The 26,741-nt window shown below is 42.0% G+C and carries 21 protein-coding genes; 9 read left to right on the top strand and 12 right to left on the bottom strand.

Translation table 11 applies throughout. The annotated features are described in order from the left end of the window. Positions 1-12: 12 nt before the first annotated feature. Both D0907_RS17035 and D0907_RS17040 read right to left on the bottom strand, forming a co-directional pair. Complete coding sequence (locus tag D0907_RS17035) at positions 13-1,302, bottom strand: cation:proton antiporter (RefSeq protein WP_118844883.1); 1,290 nt, start codon at positions 1,300-1,302, stop codon at positions 13-15. Between the two features lie 226 nt (positions 1,303-1,528). Beyond that, positions 1,529-2,608, bottom strand: a complete 1,080-nt coding sequence (locus D0907_RS17040; RefSeq protein WP_118844884.1) for a mechanosensitive ion channel family protein — start codon at positions 2,606-2,608, stop codon at positions 1,529-1,531. Positions 2,609-3,000: 392 nt separating this feature from the next. Here D0907_RS17040 and D0907_RS17045 point away from each other — a divergent pair, with 392 nt between their 5' ends. The 5 genes from D0907_RS17045 to D0907_RS17065 all read left to right on the top strand — a co-directional run bounded on the left by D0907_RS17045 (position 3,001) and on the right by D0907_RS17065 (position 10,458). Then, complete coding sequence (locus D0907_RS17045) at positions 3,001-5,196, top strand: M4 family metallopeptidase (protein WP_118844885.1); 2,196 nt, start codon at positions 3,001-3,003, stop codon at positions 5,194-5,196. 55 nt (positions 5,197-5,251) lie between these two features. After that, complete coding sequence (locus D0907_RS17050; RefSeq protein WP_118844886.1) at positions 5,252-7,114, top strand: M20/M25/M40 family metallo-hydrolase; 1,863 nt, start codon at positions 5,252-5,254, stop codon at positions 7,112-7,114. A gap of 94 nt (positions 7,115-7,208) precedes the next feature. Beyond that, positions 7,209-9,125, top strand: coding sequence for a DNA repair helicase YoaA (gene yoaA, locus D0907_RS17055; protein WP_036971947.1), 1,917 nt, complete (start codon positions 7,209-7,211; stop codon positions 9,123-9,125). A gap of 10 nt (positions 9,126-9,135) precedes the next feature. After that, entirely contained in the window at positions 9,136-9,828 is a 693-nt protein-coding gene (gene tsaB / locus D0907_RS17060) for a tRNA (adenosine(37)-N6)-threonylcarbamoyltransferase complex dimerization subunit type 1 TsaB (protein WP_118844887.1), read from the top strand. Between the two features lie 306 nt (positions 9,829-10,134). Next, positions 10,135-10,458 carry a hypothetical protein gene (locus D0907_RS17065; RefSeq protein WP_065979051.1) on the top strand — a complete coding sequence of 108 codons (324 nt, stop codon included), beginning with the start codon at positions 10,135-10,137 and terminating at the stop codon, positions 10,456-10,458. 62 nt (positions 10,459-10,520) lie between these two features. Here D0907_RS17065 and D0907_RS17070 read toward each other — a convergent pair whose 3' ends face one another. Beyond that, positions 10,521-11,810 (bottom strand): alkaline phosphatase, encoded by a 1,290-nt coding sequence (locus tag D0907_RS17070; protein ID WP_065979052.1) that lies wholly within the window; start codon positions 11,808-11,810, stop codon positions 10,521-10,523. A 110-nt stretch (positions 11,811-11,920) separates the two neighbouring features. Here D0907_RS17070 and D0907_RS17075 point away from each other — a divergent pair, with 110 nt between their 5' ends. The 3 genes from D0907_RS17075 (at position 11,921) to rnd (ending at position 15,735) form a co-directional block, all read left to right on the top strand. Next, complete coding sequence (locus D0907_RS17075; RefSeq protein ID WP_036971941.1) at positions 11,921-12,772, top strand: alpha/beta fold hydrolase; 852 nt, start codon at positions 11,921-11,923, stop codon at positions 12,770-12,772. A gap of 117 nt (positions 12,773-12,889) precedes the next feature. Continuing rightward, positions 12,890-14,548: a long-chain-fatty-acid--CoA ligase FadD gene (fadD, locus tag D0907_RS17080; protein WP_118844888.1), complete on the top strand. Its 1,659-nt coding sequence runs from the start codon at positions 12,890-12,892 to the stop codon at positions 14,546-14,548. Between the two features lie 56 nt (positions 14,549-14,604). Next, positions 14,605-15,735 carry a ribonuclease D gene (gene rnd / locus D0907_RS17085; RefSeq protein ID WP_118844889.1) on the top strand — a complete coding sequence of 377 codons (1,131 nt, stop codon included), beginning with the start codon at positions 14,605-14,607 and terminating at the stop codon, positions 15,733-15,735. 888 nt (positions 15,736-16,623) lie between these two features. Here rnd and D0907_RS17095 read toward each other — a convergent pair. The 7 genes from D0907_RS17095 to D0907_RS17125 form a co-directional block, all read right to left on the bottom strand. Next, entirely contained in the window at positions 16,624-17,454 is an 831-nt protein-coding gene (locus tag D0907_RS17095) for a sugar phosphate isomerase/epimerase family protein (RefSeq protein ID WP_118844891.1), read from the bottom strand. A 74-nt stretch (positions 17,455-17,528) separates the two neighbouring features. Beyond that, entirely contained in the window at positions 17,529-18,284 is a 756-nt protein-coding gene (locus D0907_RS17100) for a gluconate 2-dehydrogenase subunit 3 family protein (RefSeq protein WP_065979057.1), read from the bottom strand. Between the two features lie 2 nt (positions 18,285-18,286). Beyond that, positions 18,287-19,966, bottom strand: coding sequence for a GMC family oxidoreductase (locus tag D0907_RS17105; protein WP_118844892.1), 1,680 nt, complete (start codon positions 19,964-19,966; stop codon positions 18,287-18,289). 1 nt (position 19,967) lies between these two features. Continuing rightward, positions 19,968-20,660, bottom strand: a complete 693-nt coding sequence (locus D0907_RS17110; RefSeq protein WP_036971934.1) for a 3-keto-disaccharide hydrolase — start codon at positions 20,658-20,660, stop codon at positions 19,968-19,970. A gap of 24 nt (positions 20,661-20,684) precedes the next feature. Beyond that, complete coding sequence (locus D0907_RS17115; RefSeq protein ID WP_118844893.1) at positions 20,685-21,905, bottom strand: MFS transporter; 1,221 nt, start codon at positions 21,903-21,905, stop codon at positions 20,685-20,687. 34 nt (positions 21,906-21,939) lie between these two features. Further along, positions 21,940-22,992 (bottom strand): sugar phosphate isomerase/epimerase family protein, encoded by a 1,053-nt coding sequence (locus tag D0907_RS17120; protein ID WP_065979061.1) that lies wholly within the window; start codon positions 22,990-22,992, stop codon positions 21,940-21,942. A 6-nt stretch (positions 22,993-22,998) separates the two neighbouring features. Beyond that, on the bottom strand, positions 22,999-24,159 hold the full coding sequence (locus tag D0907_RS17125; RefSeq protein ID WP_036971931.1) for a Gfo/Idh/MocA family protein: 1,161 nt from the start codon (positions 24,157-24,159) through the stop codon (positions 22,999-23,001). A gap of 162 nt (positions 24,160-24,321) precedes the next feature. Between D0907_RS17125 and D0907_RS17130 the strand changes: the two genes are divergently transcribed. Then, positions 24,322-25,047: an AraC family transcriptional regulator gene (locus D0907_RS17130; protein WP_118844894.1), complete on the top strand. Its 726-nt coding sequence runs from the start codon at positions 24,322-24,324 to the stop codon at positions 25,045-25,047. Here D0907_RS17130 and D0907_RS17135 read toward each other — a convergent pair. Together D0907_RS17135 and D0907_RS17140 are read right to left on the bottom strand one after the other, a co-directional pair. Next, positions 25,044-25,913: a glucosamine kinase nucleotide-binding domain-containing protein gene (locus D0907_RS17135; RefSeq protein ID WP_118844895.1), complete on the bottom strand. Its 870-nt coding sequence runs from the start codon at positions 25,911-25,913 to the stop codon at positions 25,044-25,046. The two genes, D0907_RS17130 and D0907_RS17135, sit on opposite strands and share 4 nt — an antisense overlap. 2 nt (positions 25,914-25,915) lie before the next feature. Further along, entirely contained in the window at positions 25,916-26,644 is a 729-nt protein-coding gene (locus D0907_RS17140) for a copper homeostasis protein CutC (RefSeq protein WP_118844896.1), read from the bottom strand. Positions 26,645-26,741 lie beyond the last annotated feature (97 nt).

A 26,741-nucleotide genomic window follows, 5' to 3' on the forward strand; every position in this document is an offset into this window, starting at 1 on the left:
CATGCAGCGATACTATTTCCCAGTTACGTGTTTGGCAGATTGAATACTGCTTTGAATAAGTGGTGAAATAGTTAAGCCTTGCACAATAATAGAAAAAATGACGACGACGTAAGTCACAATGACAATTAAATCATGAAGGTCTGAGCCCGCAATCATTACTTGGTCGCGAGGTATTGCCGCAGCCATTGCCAGTGCTAAGCCGCCTCTTAGGCCACCCCATGTTAGAATCTTCACAGAATGTTTGTCGTATTGCCTATACTTCTTGAAGAACATAAATGGCGTCCCCACGCTGATAAAACGCGCAAGTAATACAACAGGTACCATGAGTAAGCCAAGACCAATTTCTTGAATGGTGATAGGCATAGTGACAATTAGCATACCGATAATCAAAAATAGTAAGGCATTTAAGAAGCTGTCGGTTGCATGCCAAAAGTCTTTTACATAGCGAGTATCTTCAGGACCGGTTCGTTCAGTCGCTTTTGAGCGGGTAATATTACCCAACAAAATACCACTTGTGACCATTGCCAGAGCACCTGATATTTCCCAAATGTTAGCAGCTGCAAAGCCCGCAGTAGGAATGGTGAGTGTTAGTAATAAGCGAATATTAACATCGCGGCTATTAATGATTAAAAAGTGCCCGACTAATGCGATTACTAAACCAAACACAATGCCGCCGATTGCATCGACTAAAAATAACTCTGCTACGTCAGTAAACGTTGCCTCTGTACCATAAAAAGCCACCGAGAAAATAGTGGTAAAGATCACCAAACCAATACCATCATTAAACAAAGACTCACCTTCCACTTGCACAGAAATACCTTCTGGGGCTCGCATTTGTTTAATAATGGCTAACACGGCAATAGGGTCAGTAGGGCTAATTAATGCTCCAAATAACAAACAGTAAATGAAAGGGACAGGCCAGCCCACAAAAGCAAATAAATAATAGCTCAAGTACCCTACAATCACGGTTGAAGTAATGGTTGAAAATAGCACTAATGCGGTTATTTCCCACCGCTGTTTACGCAGCGCTGCTAAATTAATTTCAAGCGCACCTGCAAACAGCAAAAACCCTAGCATGCCCTTTAACAATAACTGATTAAAGTTAATACTTGAAACCACCTGAGTCATTTCGAGGGCTGTGGAATCACCGAGCATTTTAACGGCGAGAATAAGGAGTAAAGAAATAACAACAGAGCCTGTTGTTATAGCAATTGTTGTTTGCATTTTGAGGATGAACTGGTTAGCAAAAGCAATAAAAATAGCTAATGCTGAAAGAAAACAAATGAGGTACCAAGCATTCATTGTTTGACCTTAAATATTTTATAAACAAGACACAGAAAGCAGTCACTTTCTGGGCGCATATGGTACGCCTGTATCATACGTATGTCACAGTGTTTATGCGATTTTCATTAAATTTTAGAGTAAAAATTCAAGGTGCTGATTGCATTTGTATAATTGCTGTTAAAATTGTCTCAAAAGAGACAAATCCAACCTGTTGGAAAGTGCAATTATCATAAATTTAGCTAGGTCAATGTGAGTCTTTAAACGACGCAGACTCTTGTGTCGTGTTTATAGCACGAATAGGGTAAGGAATCACAATACCTTCTTGGGCGTAGCGTTTATGTAATGCTTTGATAAAAGCCGATTTCACCCAAAAACGATTAAAGTACTCTTTCACTCTTAGCATCACAGTAAAATTAATACTTGATTGATCAAAGGTGTGAAACACGACAAACGTGTCGTAGTCATCAATTCCCCATTCATGGCTTTTTAGAACTTGCCTTGCTACATCAAGTGTTATTTGCTCGACCTTTTCAAGATCGGAACCATAATGTACCCCCACTTCCACTGGCACACTGAGCTCTTTTTCAGGGTAAAAATAATTGATGATTCGCGATTTAGACAACTGACTATTGGGGATCACTATCATGTTATTGGGCAACATTTTCACCCACGTTGATCGCCAGCCTATTTTTTCAACAAACCCTTGGTCACCACTCTCAAGCTCGATAAAGTCGCCGACTCTAATAGGTTTATCGATAACCAGTTGAACCCCAGAGAAAAAATTTTCTAATGTCGGCTGTAAGGCAAGAGCAACGGCGAGGGAAGTGATCCCTAGCGACGCGATAATAGGCGTGATTGAAATACCTAATGTGCCTAATAAAACCAGTAGTCCAACACTGACAATGACACAGCGGATCACTCCTTTAATAATGCTGCGGCTGTTAGACACCACTAACGAGCGCGAACTGTAATAGTCAACGGTACCGAATAAGAAGTCATCTAAAAATAGCACTAAAGCAAAAATTAATATTGATTTCGCAGTCGCTGCGATAGGAAGCGGGTAGTCAGTTAGAAAATCAGTCATGTTTAATAAATGACCAAAAATGATCACAAGCACCATCATTGTGCATAAAGTAAGTGGCGTGGAAATTGAGTCGACGAGCAAAGAGTCAAACACAAAGTCTGTGCGCTGGGTCCACGTTTTTAAACAGTAAATAATTATAAACTTTATTAAAAACAAGATAATAGCAGCTATAAATGTGCCACCAATTACGAGTAGCCATGGCTCGTTTACCCACACATTTTGTGCCAATTCAGAAAACATCTTCAATCCTTACGCCTGAAGTTCTTGCTGTCACCTGCAATATATGTACCTAGCTATTGAGGAGGAAAAACCTGCTGATATGGTTTTTATCAACAGAGCATACGAGTAATCAGTTGGTGAAAAAATAAAAGGTACAAATGTATAATTAATGTTATAAAAATGTATGAAATAATTTACAGTACACCGTTAATTGTTAACATTTCAGTTACCTTTAAATTTCCAATACATTGTAATATATGAACTTTATTTTTAGAGCTAATACTTTATTTGTAAATTTTTTGTTTCATTTTCATTTTTGCGTTTACCCATCTAGGCTGGTCACTAATCGGGAACATGTGCAGTCCGGTTACTAAAAAAACATTAAATACATAACAATCTAACGGAGCGTAAACGTGAATTTATCTAAAATCACACTAGCAACTCTTGCTGCTTTTGCTTTGACTCAAGCAACAAGTGCAGTAGCTGCGAATAAGCAATACTTAAATCAACAAATGGGGATTAACCAAGCTTTGCAAACTAATGCTGCATCGGTATTGATGGCAAGCCCTAATCAGTTAGTTGGTCTAGGTGCAGGGAATGATTTAGTTGTATTAAAAGAAATCAAAACAAATAACGGCCATACAACCCGTCGTTATCAGCAAATGTATCAAGGTCTACCTGTCATCGGCGACACGGTTAGCCTTACATTTGATAGTAATGGCCAGTTAAAACGCGCACATGGTGCGGCGGTGTATGATATTGCAGCAGATATTAGTTCAGTATCTCCTGTACTTAGCAAGAAAAAAGCCGTTTCTAAAGGGCTTGCAAATTCACCGGCAGCAATTAAATCGGTTGGCTTAAAAAAGCATAATGAACAGTCTCGTTTAGCTATTTGGTTAGATGAAAATAGTGTGGCACATCTGGTGTATGAAGTGTCTTATGTCACGTATGGCGATAACCCATCTCGTCCGTACCAAATTATTGATGCAAACAGCGGTGAAGTTTTATTTAGCTTTGATAACCTTCAACATGCCAGTGCAACAGGCCCTGGCGGAAATTTAAAAACGGGTAAGTATATTTATGGCACTGACTTTGACAGTCTAGATGTGGCTCAGTCGGGCAGCACTTGTACGATGGATAATGCCAATGTAAAAACCATTAATCTTAATGGTAGTACCAGTGGCTCAACGGCGTATTCGTTTACTTGTCCAGAAAATACATTTAAAGAAATCAATGGTGCGTATTCGCCATTAAACGACGCTCATTACTTTGGCAATGTTATTTTTAATATGTATAACGATTGGGTCGGCACAGCCCCCTTAACCTTCCAATTAAAAATGCGTGTTCACTACGGAAATAACTACGAAAACGCGTTTTGGGATGGAAGTGCGATGACCTTTGGCGATGGTCAAAACACGTTTTATCCTTTAGTCAGTCTTGATGTTTCAGCGCATGAAGTAAGTCATGGCTTTACCGAGCAAAACTCTGGTCTGGTGTATTCTGGTAAATCAGGTGGTTTGAATGAAGCTTTCTCTGATATGGCAGGTGAAGCCGCCGAATTTTATATGAAAGGCTCAAACGACTGGTTAGTTGGTCAAGAGATCTTTAAAGGCAATGGTGCGTTGCGCTATATGAATAATCCAACGCAAGATGGCAGCTCGATTGATCATCAGAATGACTATTACTCGGGTATGGATGTTCACTACAGCTCAGGTGTATTCAATAAGGCATTCTACAACCTTGCAACAACACCAGGTTGGGATACGCAAAAAGCCTTTGTGGTTATGGCTCGTGCGAACCAACTTTATTGGACTGCTAGCACAAACTGGGATCTTGCGGGTAACGGTGTTATGGATGCTGCCTGTGACTTAAGCTATGAACCCGCTGATGTTCAAGCTGCACTTGCGGCTGTGGGTGTAACGTCAAACCTCAGTGCAGGTAGCAGCTGTGGTGGCACAACAGAACCACCTACAGGCGATGAAGAACTAACAAATGGGGTTGCTCGCACAGGCATAAGTGGTGCAGCAAAAGAGCAGCTGTTCTTTACCCTTGAAGTGCCTGACGATGCAACTAACTTGCAGTTTAATACTACAGGTGGCAGCGGCGATGCCGATCTGTATGTGATGTATGGTTCAAAACCAACACTTAGCAACTTCGATTGCAAAAGTACGTCATCTACGAGTACGGAAAGCTGTGCGATCAGTAATGTGCAAGCGGGTACTTACTTTGTGATGGTGGAAGCATGGAATCAAATTTCAGGTGTATCACTAACAGGGAGTTTTGATACGAGCACCGGGGGAGGTGCCACACCAATTAACCGTACTGAATCTAACGTGAGTGTTGCCTCAGGTGGGTGGACTCGTTTCACGCAAGACCTCGATGCGGGATACTCATCGCTTGATGTGACTATTTCTGGTGGATCAGGTGATGCGGATTTGTATGTTAACTTTGGTTCTCAATCTACTACGTCAAGCTATGATTGCCGCCCTTATAAAAACGGTAATAGCGAAACGTGTACATTCACAAATCCACAAGCGGGTACATGGTATATCGACCTTCGCGGCTACCGTGCTGCAAGCGGTGTAACACTGACCATTTCGGCTAACTAGCCTATTCTTCGGGAGCTTCGGCTCCCTTTTTTCTCACAGATAAAAAGGATTGATTATGACAACCCTCCTTACGCGGTGCTTAATTGGCATTGCCACACTCTCCGTTAGCCAACTAAGTCATGCCGGGTCAAACGAAACTATTTGGGTGACTATTGATGCGCTTGCAGCAGAGCACTTTAAAAAAGAGACAATGAGTCAACGTAAGCAAGATAACAATTTTGCCATGCAATCATCAACGCTAAACCAAGTAAATTTTATGCGCTTGAATAAGCAAGAGATCGCTGGGTTAAGTGAGTTCATGCATGATAATTACCATCGATGTGGTGGTTTTGTTGCTCATGATTCATTAACAGACGCCGAGCTTTACACTCAACAGTTAAAGGGGATTTCGCAGTTAGCTGCGAGCTCAAGTTTAGTTAATTATAGTCTTGATAATGCCGCTACAGTCAACGCGCTACTTTCATCTATTAACAGCAGTGAGCTCACTGATACCGTTAACAGCATGATGAACTTTCATAATCGATATTACTCGGCACAAAGTGGTGTTGATGCTGCCCAGTGGTTAAAAGGGCATTGGCAACAAATAGCCAGTAGTCGTAGCGATATCAGTGTTGATTATTTTAGCCATAGTTTTTCACAATCGTCAGTGATTGTAACGATACCCGGTGCAGAAAAAGCGAACGAAATAGTGATCATCGGTGGCCATTTAGATTCAATTAATCAGTCAAATCCAAGTAATGGTAGGGCTCCTGGCGCAGATGATAATGCATCGGGTATTGCCGTGCTCACCCAAGCGCTTAAAGCGATAGTCGAGAATAACTATCAGCCACAACGAACCATTCAAATTATGGGCTTTGCTGCTGAAGAAGTTGGGCTTAGAGGCTCAAAAGAAATAGCTGCCAATTACAAAGCACAAGGGAAAAAGGTGGTAGGCATGGTGCAATTTGACATGACCGGTAATCATGGCAGTAGCACCGACATTGTTATGATGACAGACTATACAAACGCAGCACAAAACCAGTATTTATCACAGCTTTTAGATGCGTATCAACCAAACGTTAGTTACGGGTTTGACCAATGTGGTTATGGTTGTTCAGATCATGCGTCGTGGTATCAACAAGGTTTTGCTGCTTCAATGCCCTTTGAATCGCGTATGAGTGATATTAACCCGCTGATTCATACCTCCAACGATTTACAGTTTGACCCACAACATGCCAGTAAATTTGCAAAACTTGCCGTGAGTTATTTGGCTGAGATAGCTAAAAATGCCGGAGATGTTGTTCAAGAGCCAAGTAATGAACTTGAAAATGGCATTGCCACAACGAACATTGCAGGGGCAGCCAAAGAACAGTTATTTTTTACCCTTGAAGTACCCGCAATGAGCAGTAATCTTGAGTTTGTTACTCAAGGTGGCACGGGGGATGCCGACTTATATATAAAATTTGGCAGCAAACCAACATTGCAAGATTTTGACTGTAAGAGTACAACATCATCAAGTAACGAGCGTTGTGTAATAGCGAGCATTAAAGCAGGTACTTATCATGTGATGGTTGAAGCTTGGAATGAAATTTCAGGTGTCTCCCTAACGGGTCGTTTTAACGAGACGGGGAGTGTCGGTAGTATCGACCGTACAGAAAGTAATATTAGTGTCGATGCTGGAAGTTGGCAACGTTTTACACAGCAAATACCGGCGGGTTTGAGTCGTTTAACCGTGGCAACTTCAGGTGGCAGCGGTGATGCCGACTTGTATGTGAATTATGGCTCAGCTTCCACAGCTTCAAATTATCAGTGTCGCCCCTATAAAAATGGCAACGAAGAAACATGCCAAATTGATAACCCGCAAAGTGGTACTTGGTACATAGATATACAGGGATACCGTGCTGCGTCGGGAATAACGTTAACGATTCAAGCACAGTAATCGTCCTTTTTGCTAATGAGGAAGCCCGCCTTCCTCATTTAGTCTTGCCCTTGGCAAGTCAGTTACGTAAAATCTGGCCATCACTTTTAATCTATTGGCGAAGTTTATCAAACAACTTTTCAGTGCCACTGGCCCTCTTGCGCTTTCTCTTGATGGATACACACCTCGACAGCCACAAATTGATATGGCTGTTGCGGTTGATGACGCCTTGCAAAAACGTCATCAATTAGTGGTTGAGGCAGGAACGGGGACGGGTAAAACTTATGCTTACTTGGCTCCTGCATTAAAATCAAAAGGTAAGACAATTATTTCTACTGGGTCAAAAGCCCTGCAAGAGCAGTTGTTTCATCGTGATTTGCCAAACTTAGTAAAAGCATTAAGCGCGACAAAAAAAGTGGCCTTGTTAAAAGGCCGTGCAAACTATTTATGTACATATCGGTTAAGTCAGCATGTAGCGCACGTGCCAACAGATGACCCGGATGTCATGCATCAATTAGCAATGGTCGCAAAATTTGCCAGCGAAACACGTTCTGGCGATTTAGCCGATTGTATTGGTATTGAAGAAGATGCAAAAGTGCTGCCCTATGTCAGTTCAACGGCCGATAATTGCTTAGGGAAAGAGTGCCCTGACTTTCAAGATTGTTATATACGTAAAGCACGATTAAATGCGATGGAAGCCGATGTTGTGGTGATTAATCACCACTTATTCTTCGCTGATATGGCGGTAAAAGACACCGGTTTTGCTGAATTAATGCCAACAGCCGATGCCTATATTTTTGATGAAGCACACCAATTAAGTGAGATTGCCAGTGATTACTTTGGTGAAAGTGTCAGTACAAAAAAGCTGGTGGATTTAATTAATGATCTGCGGGCAATTTACCGTGCCGATATCCCCGATATGTTGCAGCTGGGTAAAACGCTCAATAAACTAGAAACCAGTGTGGCTGACTTACGCTTGCAGTTTGGTATTGATGGGAGTCGCGGAGATTGGCGAGAAAAGCTGGCCGATAAAGATATCTGCGCGGCACTGCATCGGGTGATAAGCGATCTCGACTTTTTATATCAAGTACTAAAACTATGCTTAGACCGCAGTGAAAAAATAGAGCACCCCTTTGAACGCACGTTGGCCTTTAAAGGGCAGCTTGAACGCGTATTCGATACAGCACAAACAGGTTATAGCTATTGGTACGAAACCACGCGTCGCTATTTAACGGTGAACATTACGCCGCTGAACGTGTCGGCAAAATTTGCACAGATGATGAAAGACACTGGGGCTGGATTTGTTTTTACCTCAGCCACGTTGTCGGTAGATAATGATCTTGGCCACTTTAACGCCAGCCTTGGTTTAAAACCCGCGCAAAGCATGATTGTTGAAAGCCCATTTGACTATGAACAACAGGCCTTGCTGTGTTTACCTCGCTATTTACCTGAGTCGCACGCTAACAACATGCCACATGCCATTATTAAGTTAACGCTTGAGCTTATTAAATCAGCCAAAGGGCGTTGCTTTGTACTGTTTACAAGTTACCGTATGATGCATTTGGTGGCGGAAGGGTTAACCACACAATTAGATTACCCGGTGTACATGCAAGGGCAAATGTCAAAACGCATTATTCTTGAAAAATTCACTCGCCACGGTAATGCTGTTTTACTTGGCACTGCCTCTTTTTGGGAAGGGGTGGATGTTAGAGGCAGTACATTAAGTTGTGTTATTATTGATAAATTGCCGTTTGCTGCACCAGACGACCCCCTGCTTCAAGCGCGCATGCAAGATTGCCAACTGCAAGGTAAAGACCCTTTTGCGCATATTCAATTACCTCAAGCGGTAATTGCCCTGAAGCAAGGAGTAGGGCGCCTTATTCGTGATAACAAAGATAAAGGTGTATTGGTTATTTGTGATAATCGATTAGTGACACGCCAATACGGCCAAGTATTTTTAAAAAGTTTGCCACCCATGCGACGTACGCGTGATTTAGCAATGGCAAACGCCTTTTTAGAACAGATCAATTAGAGTAATGTAGATGATTAAACAAAATATTCTTGCCCTCGATGCATCAACAGAAGCCTTATCAATTGTGCTTCATTATCAAGGGCAAACATTTCATCATTTTGAAGAGTGCCCGCAACAGCACAGTCAAAAAATATTGCCTTTGATTGATGGATTATTAACCAAAGCACAGTGTAAATTAACGCAGTTAGACGTGATTGGTTTTGGTCAAGGTCCCGGCAGTTTTACGGGGGTACGTATCAGCGTAGCCATCGCGCAAGGTTTGGCCTATGCGGCCAAATTACCGCTTGTGGGTGTATCAACGCTGCAAATGATGGCTCAGCAAGCACATGAACAACATCATGTTTCAGATGTGCTCTCAGCAATTGATGCACGTATGGGGGAAATATACTTTGCTCAATATCAAGCAAATGAGCACGGTTTAATGACACTTGTGAATGAAGAACAAGTGATTAAACCAGAACTACTTACCCTGCCAGATAACTCCGCAACGGCGGTAGGTACAGGCTGGAAAACGTACCCAGAACTTGTCAGTGAAATGGCAAATATAAGCGTAAGTCCAGATATTTTATTGCCTGATGCTCAGTACATGTTGGCATCGGTTGCCAGTGCCTTTGAAAAAGGTGATACGGTAAGTGCTGCAAATGCTCAACCTAAATATGTGCGAGATACCGTAACGTGGAAAAAGCTTCCCGGGCGTGAATAACGAGAACATGTTGACCTTTCATAATTAAAATGTGTTCACGCTAGAAGGGATTTAATCGCGGTGCGAGGTTTGTAACCTAGTGAGCTAAGTAATAATTAAGCAAAACTGCCGCGTGCTGCTCAGCCTCTCACCTATATTATGTAGGCAACCAAGAGTTAATCGTCACTAGGAAGAACTCGAAGGGCAGCGCATGTTTGGTATGTGTGCTGCGTTATAGCCTATTTATGGGTAATAACCACACCCTAAACTTGCAGCGTTGGCATTTATGACACATAATTTAAGCATCTTTAAATTGGGATTTAGACCTTGACGTTACCGATTGGCTCAGGCTTTTTCACTGGCGATATACCGGGTCAGTATAGCCGTAAAAATACCGTAACTGATGCGCCTAAGGCGATATCAGACCAATCGGCTGAGCAAAAATCGTCAACGGAATACGTTAAAACGAGCCCTCAAGGTGTTGCGCTCGCAGCCGAATTTAAAACAGAGTCACAAAACTATCAGCAAACCATTTACGATAAGCCAAATAACCCGAAAATTAGCCGTGCTATTTCGACGTATACCGAGTTTGCTAATTTAGAGCGACGTGCTGAGGTGCAAAGCCTGATAGGTGTAGATGTGTACGCTTAATGTGAAAACGATAAACATAAAAAAGCCTAAACACTTGTTTAGGCTTTTTTCGTTTAAAACGATTACTGTTTAATAAAATCAATCAACTTATCAGCAATGTCTGTGTTGTTTTGCGAACCGTAAAAGTCTTTTGCGCGCTGACCGTAAGCAAAAACTTGTACGTCAATAGCTGTATGACCACCCGTTGTCCAGCCAGTAAAACTAGCGTGGTTAATGATATCTTTTACAGCAAGGAGTAACGCTTTATCACCCATTTTTTTAGCTTGCTCAAGTTTGATACTATTTTCTTCGGTAAATTCAATATTAGTATAACGTTGCCATACTGACTTTAAGTCGTCAGTTTTTTGTAACTCATCAGTAATGGTACCCGCCGTCGCTTTAACACCTTTAACGACTTCTGTTTCCCATTTATATTGACCGTGAGCACCCAGAGTTAAACCACCTGTTGAGTGATCAGCTGTGATGACAAGTAACGTGTCTGGGTTTTTATCAACATACGCTTTTGCCTGTTCGATAGACTTTGCAAAGTCGTCCATTTCACCCATTGCACACGCGATATCGTTCGCATGACCACACCAATCAATTTGACTGCCTTCGATCATGACAAAGAACCCTTTATCATTTTGACCATCAAGTAAATCAAGCGCTTTAGACGTCATTTGTGTTAAACGTGTTGAGTTTTCGTCCAGCGCAAACGGTAAACCGACTTCGGCAAATAAACCCAGAGCAGGTATTTGCTTTATCTCATTAAGGGCTGCAAAGTCATCACTGTACTGATAACCAGCCGATTTAAACTCTTCTACAAGATTGCGATCATCACGTACATAGTATTTCGTACCGCCACCTAACATAAGATCGACGGGTAATTTACCGGCGATTTTATTATCAATATAGTCGTTAGCGATTTCGTCATAGTTACGACGAGATTCATTGTGCGCTGCAAAGCTCGCAGGTGTTGCATGATTAATTTGTGACGTTGCCACAAGAGCCGTTGTCATACCACGCTCTTTAGCTATTTCGAGCATTGTTTTGACTGGCTTTTTGTCAGTATCAACGGCGATAGCACCATTATAACTTTTTCGTCCACTGCTTAACGCTGTTGCGCCCGCTGCACTGTCTGTCACATAAGTATGGTCATCAGGGTAAGTGTGCGCCATACCACGTAAAATAGTATCGAATACAGTTGGGTCTACAACTTTGGTGTTTGGATCATCTTTAAAGTAACGATAAGCGGTGGTATATGCAGGGCCCATTCCATCACCAATCATATAAATGATATTTTTTGGTGCAGATTCAGCCATAACTGAACTTGCTGAGCATAATAATGCTAAAAGACTTAATTTAAATTTCATTGATGTAACCTTATTATTGTGCCCTTATTTATACTGCCGAGATTATTGTATACTAGCCAGACGATAAATAAACGCCTTTAAGTTGAAACGTTTAAAAAATAGGAGCAAGTGTGCAGCCTTTTTCTTATCAAACTGGCGATAAAACCTTGCATGGCCTAACCTTTGGTCATGGTGAAGAGGTTGTGATTGCTTTACACGGATGGCTAGATAACGCAAATAGTTACCTGCCTATGCTACATAATGCGACCTTAAACCACACATGGTATTGCGTTGATTTTCCGGGGCACGGCTTATCAGATTGGCGTAATAAAGATGCACATTACTATTTTATAGATTACATTGATGATATCTATATGTTACTTGCGACACTCAATGTGGATCGTGTTCACTTAGTTGGTCATTCGATGGGAGCGATGGTTGCAGGCGTTTTCGCAAGTTGCTTTCCAGAAAAAGTGGCCTCGGTCAATTTTATAGAAGGGATAGGCTGTGTGACTACACCCAGTTCAGATACAGCGAGTCAACTTCGAAAAGCAATTTTGAACCGGGCACGTGTAAACAGTAAACAGCCACGCGCATTTGAGTCAAAGGCGCACATTATTAGTGCAAGACTCGCCAGTGGTGATTTAGCGTACCCGCACGCTGCGCTCCTCATGGAGCGTAATTGTTATGAAAAGGGTGGTAAGTGGTACTTGAGAACCGATCCTAAGCTTAAAAATCATTCAGGGTTTCGTTTTAATGAGGCACAATGTGAAGCAACAATTAAACTCATTAAAGCCCCATGCCAGCTTATAATGGGCGATAAAGGATTTGAGTTCGTAAAACAAAACTTAGATGCTTATGGTAAATATTACAAGGAGTTAAAAATTCATCAGATACCAGGCGGTCACCATTGCCATATGCAAAGTCCTGCATTAACCTTAGAACACATTCATGCATTTATTAGGCACGATAAAGCAAGTTAATTGTATAATTGCACCAAATATGGGATTATCTGCACCATTAGAGTATTTACTCCATTGTGAAACGGCCTTAGTTAGATTAAGGTTATTAAAAAATATAATTATAAACAGGAGCTAAGAGTGGAAAAAATCTGGCTTAAGCGCTACCCAGAAGGTATGCCTGAAACAATCGACCCTGAGCATTATCACTCGTTACTCGACTTGTTTGAAAAAAGTTTTGCTGACTATAGTGACCTTCCAGCCTTTACTAACATGGGTAAAGTGTTGACCTACAGCGAAATCGACAATGCAACAAAACGTGTTGCGTCGTACATTCAAAATGATCTTGGTCTAAAAAAAGGCGATAAAGTAGCGGTAATGATGCCTAACTTACTGCAAACGCCGGTAACAATTTTAGGTATTCTTCGCGCTGGTTGTGTAGTGGTTAATGTCAATCCACTTTACACGGTTCGTGAATTAGAGCATCAGTTAAATGACTCTGAGTCATCTGCAATATTTATTCTTGCTAATTTTGCTGACACCCTCGAAAAAGCATTACCAAAAACGAACGTCAAACACATTGTGGTCACACAAGTGGGCGACATGGTTGGCGGCCTCAAAAAGCATATCGTTAACTTTGTTGTTAAATATATCAAAAAAATGGTGCCAAGTTACTCACTCCCAAATGTAATCAAGTTTTCTGATGTGCTTGCGGGTGATGAAGCAACCTATAAAAAGCCAGATATCGATCTTAACGACTTAGCATTCTTACAATACACAGGTGGAACAACCGGTGTGTCAAAAGGGGCTATGTTATCGCACGGTAATATGGTTGGTAACCTTGAACAAGTATCAGGTTGCTTAGATAATGTTTTAGAGCGCGGTAAAGAAGTGGTTATTACAGCGCTGCCGCTTTATCACATCTTTGCACTGACAGCTAACTGTTTAACCTTCATGAAATATGGTGGCTTAAACGTGCTGATCACAAACCCACGTGATATGCCTGGTTTCGTCAAAGAGTTAGCGCAACATAAATTTACAGCCGTGACGGGTGTAAATACGTTGTTTAATGGTTTATTGAATACTCCAGGATTTGCTGAACTTGATTTCTCAAGTTTAAAAATGTCATTAGGCGGTGGTATGGCGGTGCAACGTCCTGTTGCCGAAAAATGGCAAGCTGTCACAAAAACCAAATTGATGGAAGGCTATGGCCTAACTGAGTGTGCGCCACTTGTTACAGTGAGTCCATACGATCTAGACAGCTACAATGGCTCAATTGGTTTACCTGCGCCAAGCACTGATATTAAGCTAATGCTTGAAAACGGTGAAGAAGCAGCAAAAGGTGAACCCGGTGAACTATGGGTTAAAGGCCCACAAGTTATGCTCGGTTATTATAATCGCCCAGATGCCACAGCTGAGTGTTTAAAAGACGGCTGGTTTGCAACAGGTGATATTGCGACATACGATGATGAAGGTTTCTTCTATATTGTGGATCGTAAGAAAGACATGATCATTGTGTCGGGCTTTAATGTATTCCCAAATGAGATTGAAGAAGTGGTTGCAATGCACGAAGGTGTGCTTGAAGTCGCAGCAATCGGTATCCCGCATGAAGTAAGTGGTGAACAAGTTAAAGTTTTTGTCGTGAAAAAAGATCAATCTTTAACTGAAAAAGATATAATAAAACACTGTCGTGATAATTTAACGAACTATAAGGTGCCTAAACTGGTTGAGTTTAGGGATGAATTACCAAAAACAAACGTTGGTAAGATTCTGAGAAGAGCCTTAAAGGACGAAAAATAATAAGAGCCGGCATTAGCCGGCTTTTTTTATGGTAATTGATATTTAAAGGGGTATAAGTGCAATACCAAGTGATCGAAACGCAAAACCAATTAAATGATTTTGTAGAACAAATTACAGGCAAGTCTGTGCTTGCTATTGATACCGAATTTATGCGCCGTCGCACCTTGTACCCAGAGGTCGCACTTATTCAAGTTTTTGATGGTGAGCACTTAGCGCTAATCGATCCATTGGCAGAGTTGTCGCTTTATGATTTTTGGCAAGTGCTTAAAAACCCAGATGTTTTAAAGGTATTGCACTCTCCGTCAGAAGATATTGAGGTGTTTCAAAAGTACGCGGGTTTTGTTCCCACCCCCTTGTTTGATACCCAGTTTGCACTGCAAATTTTAGGGCATGGCAACTGTATGGGGTTCGCCCACATGGTCAAAGAATTACTTGATATCGAAATAGATAAAAGCGAATCAAGAACAAACTGGCTACAACGCCCATTAACCAAAAAACAGCTAGATTACGCAGCAGCCGATACTTTTCATTTATTACCTTGTTTCGAAATAATTAAAAAGCAAATTGATGAAGCTGGCTTTTTTGATATCGTCATTAGTGAAAGTGAGTTGGTTGCGCAAAAACGGGCTTATCAAACGCCTTATGATCAGCTTTATAAAGATATTAAAAATGCATGGCAATTACGTCCTCATGACTTAGCCGTATTACGAGAGCTTGCTGCATGGCGCCGTGAAAAAGCTGAGCGAAAAAACCTCGCGCTTAACTTTGTAGTGAAAGAGCACAATATGGTTGAAATTGCCAAACGTAAACCCGCAAGCTTAAACTCTTTACGCCGTGTACCGGGTATTGAGCCGATGGAAGTAAATCGTTCGGGGGTTGAAATATTACAATGCATCGAGCGAGGAAAAGCGATTGACGTTAGTGAGTATCCGCAGCAATTAAAGCGTCTTATTGATTTTCCAGCTTATAAAAAGGCGGCGAAAGATATTAAGCAAAAGATCACTAAAGTAGCAAAAGAGCAGGGTATTCCAGAAGATGTTTTAGCGTCTAAAAAGCAAATTAACCAATTAATAAGTTGGAACTGGAAGCTCGATAACGAAGAACGAAAAACGTCATCTAAGCCTGACTTATTCAATTCTTGGCGCTATGAATATGTTAAAGATGCTCTTAAAGAATGGGATAACTAAGAGCCCACTCTTTAAACAGAGCCTGACTGTGGTTTGACTATATTTTTCACTAAATAGTCAAACCATCTGGTGGCTGCTTCTATAAAGCGCATTAAAATTCAATGTCTTAAATAACACCCTCTAAATAGTATGATTTAATAAATATAAGCATGGTGCGTTTTCACAACATGTTTTTATTAAAGTATCTTTCCTTTGCTTAAGCGGTTAGAGCAGTTTTCTGTGTTTATTTTTTTCGTGTAGCCAATTTAATAAATTGGAATTATAGCGTTTTAGTCCTTGTGTTTGCCGTGAGGTTAACGTGTAGAAGGGGGCAAAAAGAAAGAACCTATCACCAAACATAATGACACAGTGAAAACCACATTTTGAATAGTGACGGAGCAATTTGATCCGACTGGCTTCAATGTGAAAGTTGCCGAACATAGAACGATAAAATACGCCATGATGGCATATTGTTAATTCACTTTTGGAGCTAATAACTAAGACGATAATTATTGCAGATATGCAAACGGTTGTTAGCAACGTTAATTGATAAATGAGATACTTTTCAGGTAAATATTCTAAAAGAATCAACAGGGTAAATAGTATAAAAGCGAGTATTAATAACACGCTTTTCTCTGAATTTTTCTTCAGCGTTAGGACTTTCATGCTCTATCCTTGAGATGTTTTTCTTTATATTACGATCCTTTTAATATATGACAACCAGCCTAAAAGAGGGTATTCTGTCCCTTTTTTGATTATATTGTATTATTTAATATGAAATTCCTTTTTTGAATCAGTATGTAACATAATGCGGTTTAAATTTATTGGGTGAAGAAATTAACGAGAATTTTACCGATTATATGCTGAATAACGCTCGTTATTTTTCTATATAACGCCATTAGCAGGGATTTACATCCCCACTAAAATTTTATCTAAGTTCTTTTTCGATTTTGCTACACTTTGCAGTGGCGTTAACCCCTCAGGGTATTCCTCTTGCTCAAGCACTAACCATTGGGTATTACCATCTGTTTCTAAGGTGTCGATGATTTCTGGCCAATCTATGCTGTTTTCACCAATAATGGGGCTGAGTATGCTGCCATTTTTAGTACGAACTTTTATGTGTGTTGAGAGCGTTCGCTTGGGGTATTTTTTTATGAAATAAAGAGGGTCTTTACCCGCGTAATTAACCCAGCCAATGTCTAGTTGTAATGGCATACTATTTGGGGTGTTGCTAGCGATGTAATCCCAAAATGTTGCGTTATTAAATGCATTAAACTCTTTATTATGATTGTGAAAACCGATCTTCATATCATAGCGGCTTGCATAATTACTGACTTTAGTCAGTTCTTTAACCAATGATTTAACGCCTTCTGGATGCCATGCTCGCTCATCCCAAGGGACATACAGTGTTGTTACCCCAAGTGTTTTGTAAAAAAGGAGTGTGCTATCAATATTGCTTTCATTGAGTGCATCAAAGCCGACGTGAGCACTACTGGCAAGTAAGCCCAATTCAGTTAGTTTTGCTTTGAGGCCGGCAGGGTTATCACTGTAAGGGCCAAAGTCTGCGGCAAACTCAACGCCATCAAAGCCCATTTCAGAGAGTGATTTTAAAGTATTATGGAAATCTTTTTTAAGGGAGTCCTTAACCGACCATAATTGCACACTGACTGGAATAGTCGCCAATAACTGACTGCTAAATACAAAGCAAATTAAAAATAATAAATAACGAGAGTTAAACATATTTAAATCCTAAAAAAGCAGGGGAGTTAACCCCCTGCATTGCAGTGTGTTATAAAACAACACAAGGGGGGAAGCTAATCGGTATAGGCGTATTCGCTCAAGCCTAGGTCTACTAAAACCTGATCTAAATGCGCTTTTGCCTCGTCAGACGGTCCCGGATAATCGCCTGCAATAGGCACATTTCCTAAGTAGCCAATGTCTTTACAGCCCTCAGGCGTGCAGAAGAAAGCGGCTAACACCAACTCTTTAAAGCGTAAAAATGCTTTACCAATACGTTGAAATTGGGCAGGTGTTTGTTCATTAAAATAAGCAATATCATCTAAAATTGCGCGATGCTGTTGCTCACTTAATCCGGTAAATGGCTTCTTAAAGCGCAGCTTAGATTCGTCGTTTATCCACGCAAGTGAATTTAAAATTTTAATGCGGTCACGTTGTTGTCCTTCATAAGGTGCGCTAACCCATTCATTGATAACCGCCGGTACGTGCAACTCACTTGCCGATGGAATAGTGCCTTCGCGCGGCACAATGTAATCGGATAATAACGCCACTAAGGTTATTTCGTCCGCCGTTAATGTCAATGGCCATGGTGATTGTGGTGGGATCACTAAATTGGGATCTTGGCCATAACCTTTTGCGGTAATAGGTTTAATATCTAAGTCCGGCCAATGCCCCTCAGTTGAGGATGCTGCACCGATTTCAAGTGCTTTTGTACACCCTGCGGTTAGCCCGACCGCTGAGCCTGCGGCTAATAAGCCTAGCCACTTTAAAGAGTCTCGTCGACTCATTCCTGAAACATAGTTATAGGTTTCGTGTTCGTTACGATGATGCATAATTAAAGTACCCCATTATCAATTTGTTGAGCAAGCCAAGTTGAATTACGCATTGCCAGCGTCATGATGGTGAGCGTACAGTTTTTATGTGGGTTTGAGGCAAACACCCCTGCATCCATGACGAACAAGTTATTACAATCCCACGTTTGACCCCATTGATTAGTCACAGAGTCTTTCTTTGAGCTGCCCATGCGTGTGGTACCTACCTCATGGATAATCTCGCCACCTTTTGAAATAGCTTTTTCGGCAGGCGGGAGCTCACCAACCTCTGCGCCCATGTTTTCAAGGATTTGTTTGGCCGTTTTTAAGCCATGCTCAATTTGCTTTAATTCACGATCAGACCACTTAAAGTGGAATTTAGAAACCGGAATACCCCATTTATCTTTAACGTTTTCGTCAATTTCCATGTAAGTATCTTTATTTGGTAACATTTCACCGCGTAGCGCAAATCCTACATAAGAGCCGTACGCATCGCGAATTTGTTGTTTTAATGCGGGGCCGTAGCCTTGTTTATCGCCAGACACACCTGAACCGGGTTGTCTGAAGCCGCCACCAATTTCAAAGTGATAACCACGTGGGAAATCTAACTCATTGTTAGCTTGAGCTTGATGGCCCCACCAAGGAATGAATAAGTGGTTTGCGGTATGACCATCTTCGTTATAACGCGGGCGGCCTTTTAGCGCTGGAATTTGTGCTCCTAGCCATGCACCTGTTGAATCCATTAAATTACGACCAACCTGACCACTCGAATTAGCAAGACCATTAGGGTGTGTTTTGTGTTTAGAGTTTAATAAAATACGCGCTGATTCGCAGGCACTGGCCGCAAGAATCACCACATCAGCTTCAAGAGCGTGCTCTGTGACTGTTTTCTTATCAACATAGGTTACACCCGTTACTTTACCTTGATCATTAACAGCCACCGATTTTACCATTGCATCAGTAATCACTTTTAAATTACCCGTTGCTTTTGCCATAGGTAACAGCGATGTTGTTGTTTGGAATGCGGCACCAATTGAGCAACCAGAGCCACATGGTGTTGCATAGAAGCATGCTAAACGGTCGTCTTTTGGACGGGTTAAAACTGCACGATGCATTGGCACAGCTTGAATGCCCAATTTCTTTGCAGAAGCAGCAATTAATAACTCTGGTACGCGGGGTTTTGGTGGTGGCTGCAAAATACCCGGCGATGAATCTGGCATATCTTCATGGCCAGTGTTAGTGCCACACACACCAACGAGCTCTTCTGTTTTGTCGTACCAAGGTGCTAAATCGGCATACTCGAAAGGCCAGTCCGCACCGTGACCATCACGGCTTTTACCTTTAAAGTCGTGCTCACTAAAGCGCAGCGAGTAACGACCCCAGTGATTAGTCCGGCCGCCTAACATGCGAGCGCGCCACCAATAAAAGTCGCTGCCTTTTGCACTGGTGTATGGCTCATCGGGTACTTGCCAACCGCCATCGACCGTTGCATCGTAGAAACCAAAGTTTTTATCTTTGTTGCCTGCCCCCATTAATGGAGCCTCGCTATTGCGGCGAAACATTGGGCTTTCTGTTTTTGGATCATAATGTCGACCTGCTTCTAACAGCAGTACTTTATGACCTAGTTTTGTAAGTGTGTAAGCGGCCATTGCGCCACCCGCACCAGAGCCAACAACCAATACCTTATGTTTAAATTCAGACATCTTAAAGCTCCTTAATTTTTATATTTTTAAACCACACTTTATCGCCGTGATCTTGAAGCCCGATATGGCCTTGCTTAGCCGTTGCAAAGTTTTGCCAATTGGCAAACTTACTGCCTTTTACAAGCGTGTTCCATGTTGTACTACCTATAACGATGCTTGTTGTACTAATGCCGTTTTGCCAAACTTGTAGATGGTTGTCTTGCATTTTTATACGCACATGGTTCCAGCTATTGGCGGGTTTATGTGCAGCAGCAGGGGCGGCGAATAAATCATAAATTGAGCCAGCTAAATGAGAGTCAATTTTGTTATCTGGGTGCTCTTTGTTATCAATAATTTGAATCTCTGGCGCGTGTGAATAAATCATTTGTCCTGTTTCATCGGCCAGCACAAAAATACCACTGTTGCCCTTGGTTGAAATTTTCCAATCAATTTGCAGTTCAAAGTTTTGATATTGTTTCTTGGTTAGTAGGTCGCCACCTCCTTTTGTTAAGGTCATGGCGCCATCTTCAATAACCCAAGCTGGATTTAAAGAGTCACTTTTAAAATTACGCCACTGTGACATGTCTTTGCCATCAAACAGTAACTGCCATCCGGCGTTTTTTTCTTGTTGTGTTAGCTGATTATCAGTCGCATTAGCGAGTGCACAGCTACTAACTGTGAGCACTAAAGTCAGTGCTTTGAGAGATTTAAACATGGTGTTCCTCGACGATTTACTTGCTTAAGATGCGCACTTTTCAGCGCGTTTGTTGTTATTAATAACTAAATGCAACCCTATGAATGCCACGATTAAAATAATCGGGAATATCAACAGGTTTTGTAATACAGCCTGTCCGGCTAAAATTTCGATTTGTTCCGCGCTGGCACCTGATGCTTTTGCAGACAAACGGGCACTGTCTATCCAACTTCCTATGACTGGATTCCAAATACTCATTGCGAACATGCCCGCGCCTCCCATTAACGACATACCTAGCGCGCCCGATTTCGGAATGTATTCGGCAACACAACCAAGCATGGTAGGCCAAAAGTAAGTTACACCCATGGCGAATAAAATAGCGGCTAAATAAATCATGGTGCCTTGTGCTTGGCTCATCATAAAGATACCTAAGCTTGCACAAAGCGCAGAGCCAAGTAATACACCTGTTGGGTTAAGCTTGTGGACAATAGGGCCTGCAAAAAAACGACCTACCGCCATGAGCCCTGTTATAAGTGCTAAAATGACCATGGGTGATGCACCCGATGAACCTAAAATACGTTCAATCCATTGCTGAGTACCAAACTCCGTAGTGGCGGTCAGTGTCATGCACGCTATAAGAAATAAATACAGCGGGGTAAATAAATGACGAATGTTGCTGCTGGTCGAGTGGATACGTGTATCAAAGGTCGGAAATTTTGCTTTAATTAGCATGGCACCATAAATAATGGTCGGAACTAATATTAAAGCGACTTGCCACTGCCAGTTAAGGCCGGCAGCCGACATGAAATTAGACGCTAATGCACCAATTACAATCCCGCCAGGGAACCAAACATGAAAGCGGTTAAGCATAGTGGTGGCGTTTTTAGGGTACATTTCAGCTATTAACGGGTTACAACCTGCTTCAACAGAGCCGTTTGCAAAGCCTATTAGAAAAGTCGATACCAGCAAGCCCCAAAAGCCATCTGCGGTGATGGTTAAGGCGAGGCCAAGTAAGTGACAAATAAATGCCAACGCGACCAGCTTTTTAGCACCAATAGCGTTGTAGATTATACCACCGAGCATGGTCGCAACGGGGAAACCTAAAAACGCCATTGCATTGACCCAACCGAGTTCGGTGTCAGTTAAACCAAAGTCACCACCAAGTTGACCCAAAATACCAGCGCGAATGGCAAAGGTCATCGAGGTCACAATCAGTGCTATACAGCAAAGCCGAAAGACAATGCGATTATAATTATTGTTGTCCATATTGTGTGTCCTGTGTGTTCAATTGTTGTCGGTTTTATAAACCTAAAATTCGATTATTACGCTCAGTGTTTGTTGCGCCACTGGCAAAATCGTCAAAGGCTTTGTCGGTGGGGTTTATTAAATGTGCGTTAATAAACTCAGCGCCTTCTCGTGCCCCATCTTCTGGGTGTTTTAAACAACACTCCCATTCAAGCACTGCCCAGCCATCGAAGCCATATTGGGTTAATTTGCTGAAAATTTGCTTAAAATCGACTTGCCCATCACCTAAAGATCGAAAACGGCCCGGTCGGTCTTGCCAGTTTTGAAAGCCGCCGTATACCCCAGAGCGGCCATTTGCAATAAACTCAGCGTCCTTGACATGAAACGCTTTTATGCGTGAATGATAAATATCGATAAATGCTAAGTAGTCTAATTGTTGCAATACGAAGTGACTCGGATCATATAGAATGTTCACACGAGGGTGATTATTTGTGGCGGCTAAAAAGCGCTCAAATGTTACCCCGTCGTGCAAGTCTTCGCCCGGATGTAATTCATAGCAAACATCAACACCGTGTTCATCAAAACAATCTAAAATTGGTAACCAACGTTTAGCGAGTTCGTTAAAACCTTGTTCAACAAGTCCCTGTGGACGTTGTGGCCACGGGTAAAAGGTATGCCATAAAAAAGACCCCGAGAAAGTCGCATGCGTTGTTAAACCAAGGCGTTTACTCGCTTTTGCGGCAAACATTAGCTGCTCCGTTGCCCATTGTGTGCGTGCCGCTGGGTTGCCTTTTACGTGGTCTGCAGCAAAATTATCAAACATTTCATCGTATGCAGGGTGTACCGCAATCAGCTGACCTTGCAAGTGGGTTGATAGCTCTGAAATTGTAAGGCCTGACTCGGCTGCAATACCAGTGACTTCATCGCAGTATTGCTGGCTTTCGGCGGCTTTTTCTAAATCGAAAATAGCGGGGTTAGAGGTAGGGACTTGAATGGCCTTGTAACCTAAACCACTGGCCCATTTACATAATCCACGAAAGCTATTAAAAGGGGCTTCATTACCAATAAATTGCGCCAGAAAAATCGCTGGCCCTTTGATTTTTTTCATTATGTATTATCCAATCTGTAAACTGTGCCACTTAGTATCGCGCTCTGACGAGGCTACAACATGCTCAATAAATGCCATACCGCGTACTGCTTCTTTGATACCGGGTACATCAAACTCTTGATTTGTGGCGCTGTCGCCTTGTTTAAATGCGTGAATTTGCTTTGCAAAATTACTGTAAATGTTGGCAAAGGCTTCAAGGTATCCTTCAGGATGACCCGCCGGTGTGCGCAGTGCATTTTGCGTATCAGTGTGAAGTACACCTACACCCGCTCTTAGCAAGATAGCTGCTTGGTTATGCGCACGCAGCCATAAGCTATTCGGCTCTAGTTGCGACCATTCAAGGCTGGCTTTATCACCATAAATACGCAGGCGTAGGTTGTTTTCGTCACCAATAGCGACTTGGCTTGCGAGTAATACGCCTTTGCTACCGTTGTTAAAACGCAGTAGCACCGTGCCATCATCATCGAGGCTGCGGCCATCAACTACATGGTTCAAATCGGCACACAGTTGGGTTATTTCGAGGCCCGATACATACTCAGCCAAATTTGCTGCATGCACACCAATATCGCCCATGCAGCAACTTATTCCCGATTTACTCGTATCAAGACGCCAGCTTGCTTGCTTAGAGCTTTCATCTTCACTTTGTGCAAGCCAGCCTTGGGTGTATTCAACAATGACTTTACGAATACAGCCAAGCTCACCCGCTTTAATGCGCTGCTTAGCCTCTTTGACCATCGGGTAGCCGGTGTAGGTGTGTGTTAATCCATACAAAAGACCCTGTTTGGTAATGATTTCTTGTAATTGCTGTGCTTCGACAAGTGAAAGAGTTGCAGGCTTGTCTGATAAAACATGAAAACCGTGCTCTAGAGCCATTTTTGCCACCGGAAAGTGCAAGTGGTTAGGCGTTACAATTGCCACAAAATCAACGCGCTCTTCAGCAGGTAATTTTGCTTCTTCTGCAAATAGGGTGAGGTAACTGTCGTAGCAACGGCTGCTATCGAGGCCAAGTAATTCGCCAGTTGCTTTACATTTGTTGGCATCCGAGCTGAATGCACCAGCCACAAGCTCTATCATGCCATCTAATCGCGCTGCAATGCGATGAATTGCGCCTATAAAGGCACCTTCGCCACCGCCGATCATAGCCATGCGGATTTTAGCTTTGCTCATCTTAAGCGCTCCTAATCAAAGTAGCGTTTGCTACTGTTAATGTCATGTTATTGATAATAGGTAAGCTTGGGCAATAAGCGATAATAAAAATTCGGTTGACAATGCAACAAAATCGGCGTTTAAAATATAATGGCAATGACATTTTTTAGGGGTGTTTTAGTTATGAATATTCAAGAAATAATAAAAAAAGCGGGAGTCAATCAGCTCATTGCTGCATTTGATCTATTGCCCGATATCCTCTTTTGGGTGAAAGATACGGATAGTAGAATATTACATTGTAATCAGCATTTTATTGAACATCAGGGTTATAAAACTCTAGAGCAAATTTTACTAAAAACAGATTTTGACTTTTCGCCTAAACACTTAGCGTTCCAATATGTGAATGACGATAAGCGAGTGATGGAAGGCTTTATCGTGACAGACCGTCTGGAGTTAAATCAAACCCTGCAAGGTGAGCTTGGCTGGTTTTCAACATCTAAGCACGCACTCAAAGATCACGATGGTAATGTGATTGGCACCTATGGTGTGACGCGCCATTTACAAAAAACATCTAAAGCCCTTTCACACGTGCGTGCAATTGAAGAACCTGTTAAGTATATTCGCGAACATTATCATCGCCAAATTAGTATTGATGAACTGGCAGAACTCGCACACTTATCGATTAGCGCTCTAGAAAGGCGATTTAAAAAGCACTTAGCAAAGACTCCAAATCAGTTTATAAACGAAGTGCGTCTCGAAAACGCACGTAAATTATTAATTGAAACACGCATACCAATATCACAAGTAGCGTATCAATGCGGTTTTTCTGAACCAAGCTATTTCAGCAAACAATTTCGGCGTTTGTTTGGTGAAATACCATCACAAATGCGTTCTCAATTAGGCGACTAACATGACTGTTTTGCCAATAAAATAGCGCCTTCTTCAGCACTAGCTTGCGCTAACGTTAACTGAGATTGACTTGATGGGCTTAACCAAGGAGTAATGGCTGAGGCAATACCGCCTACCAAGGTAACACGGTGTATATTTTGAGCTTTAAAGTAAGCGATATAGCGGTCTATAAAAGAGCCTGCCTCGGTGAGTAATTGTTGGCAGAAACTATCGTTAGGATGCGCGAAAACGAGCGGCGCAAACTTGGCGAGCTCCCCAGGGGAGGCCGTTATTAACTGTTGGCTTAAAGCTTGACTCGACTTGCAATCGAGCTCATTTAGCAGAGTATTTATAACACTTGAGCGCTGTGTAACGCCATCGAGTACTTCAAATGCTTTTCGGCATAGCTGTAAGCCTAGCCAGCCCCCACTTGCACCATCGCTTAGTAATAAGCCATATCCGCCTAACTCGGTGATGTGCTGATGACGTTGGAAACCGGCGCAAAAACCCGTCCCAAGAATAATGACCGCACCATCATGATGCTGATGAGCGCCTTTACACGCAATCACTAAATCGGTTGACACAGTAAACTGAGCAAAAGGGTGCTGCCACTGCGCCATTGCTTTGCTTGCTGACTCGATATTAGCCCCTGCAAGACCTGCATGCGCAGAGGTTTTTTTCAGCTCAGTGAGAGGTAAGCCAGCATATTCAAATGCACGTTTAGTGGCATCCAATAGAGATGCTTGGCTTTGCACAGCGCTGGTAGCGACATTGGCTGAGCCGCTAATTGCTTCACTCAATAGATGACCGTCTTGGTTTTCTAAGCGAACTTTACATTTACTGCCACCGCCGTCGATACCTAGATAATACAGGTGCTTTGTAGTCATATTTAATCCTTTTTGAGCAATGAACAAATTGCATCTATGTCGATATCACCAATCGAATTATGCACACATGAGTGAACATGCAGAGACGCCTTCGCTGAATGATGGTTTATTAATTGCCACAGTGTTGGCGCACTATCTAACGTTATGCCGCCACCAATTACAATTTCTGGCTTAGCATTAGCATGCGCGAGTAAGGTGTTAAGTTGAGTTTGGCCATCAACTGCATTACGCCCACTTTGCCATGGTGTCCCTGACGTTAAAATGCGATCGACATTTAATGCAGTGAGTGAGTCAAGGGCTTTTATTGGTGATTCAAGCGTGTCGAAGGCACGGTGAAAAGTAACCGTTAAATTAAAATACTTTGCAGTATTAACCAACGAATGGGTTATGTCTTCATCGACTTGCTGATGTTTAATTGCACCAAATACTACACCATGTGCACCGGATTCTGCTGCGTACTTGATCTGTTCACGCATTATTTTATGACACTGAGAATCGACATCGAATTGATCATTGTACGGACGTATCATCACTAATAATTCTGCATTATTCTTTAAATTTTTCACTGCACATTCAATGGCTGACACACTCGGAGTTAAACCGCCAAGATGCAAATTACAGCACAGTTCAAAGCGTTTCACGCCTAATTGGCTCGCTGATGAGATATTGTTTGCGAGCTGCTTTAAATGACTTTCGTTTAAGCAGACTTCAAGAATTTTACCATTACTCATTGCTGTTTTTTTGTCTTATATATTTTGGGTCGTTAAGTTTGCTAAACATAATGTAATGTCGGTACTAGCTTGTATTTATATTTTATTGTTTAAAATC

Source organism: Pseudoalteromonas lipolytica (assembly GCF_003515105.1).
Lineage (GTDB): Bacteria > Pseudomonadota > Gammaproteobacteria > Enterobacterales > Alteromonadaceae > Pseudoalteromonas > Pseudoalteromonas lipolytica.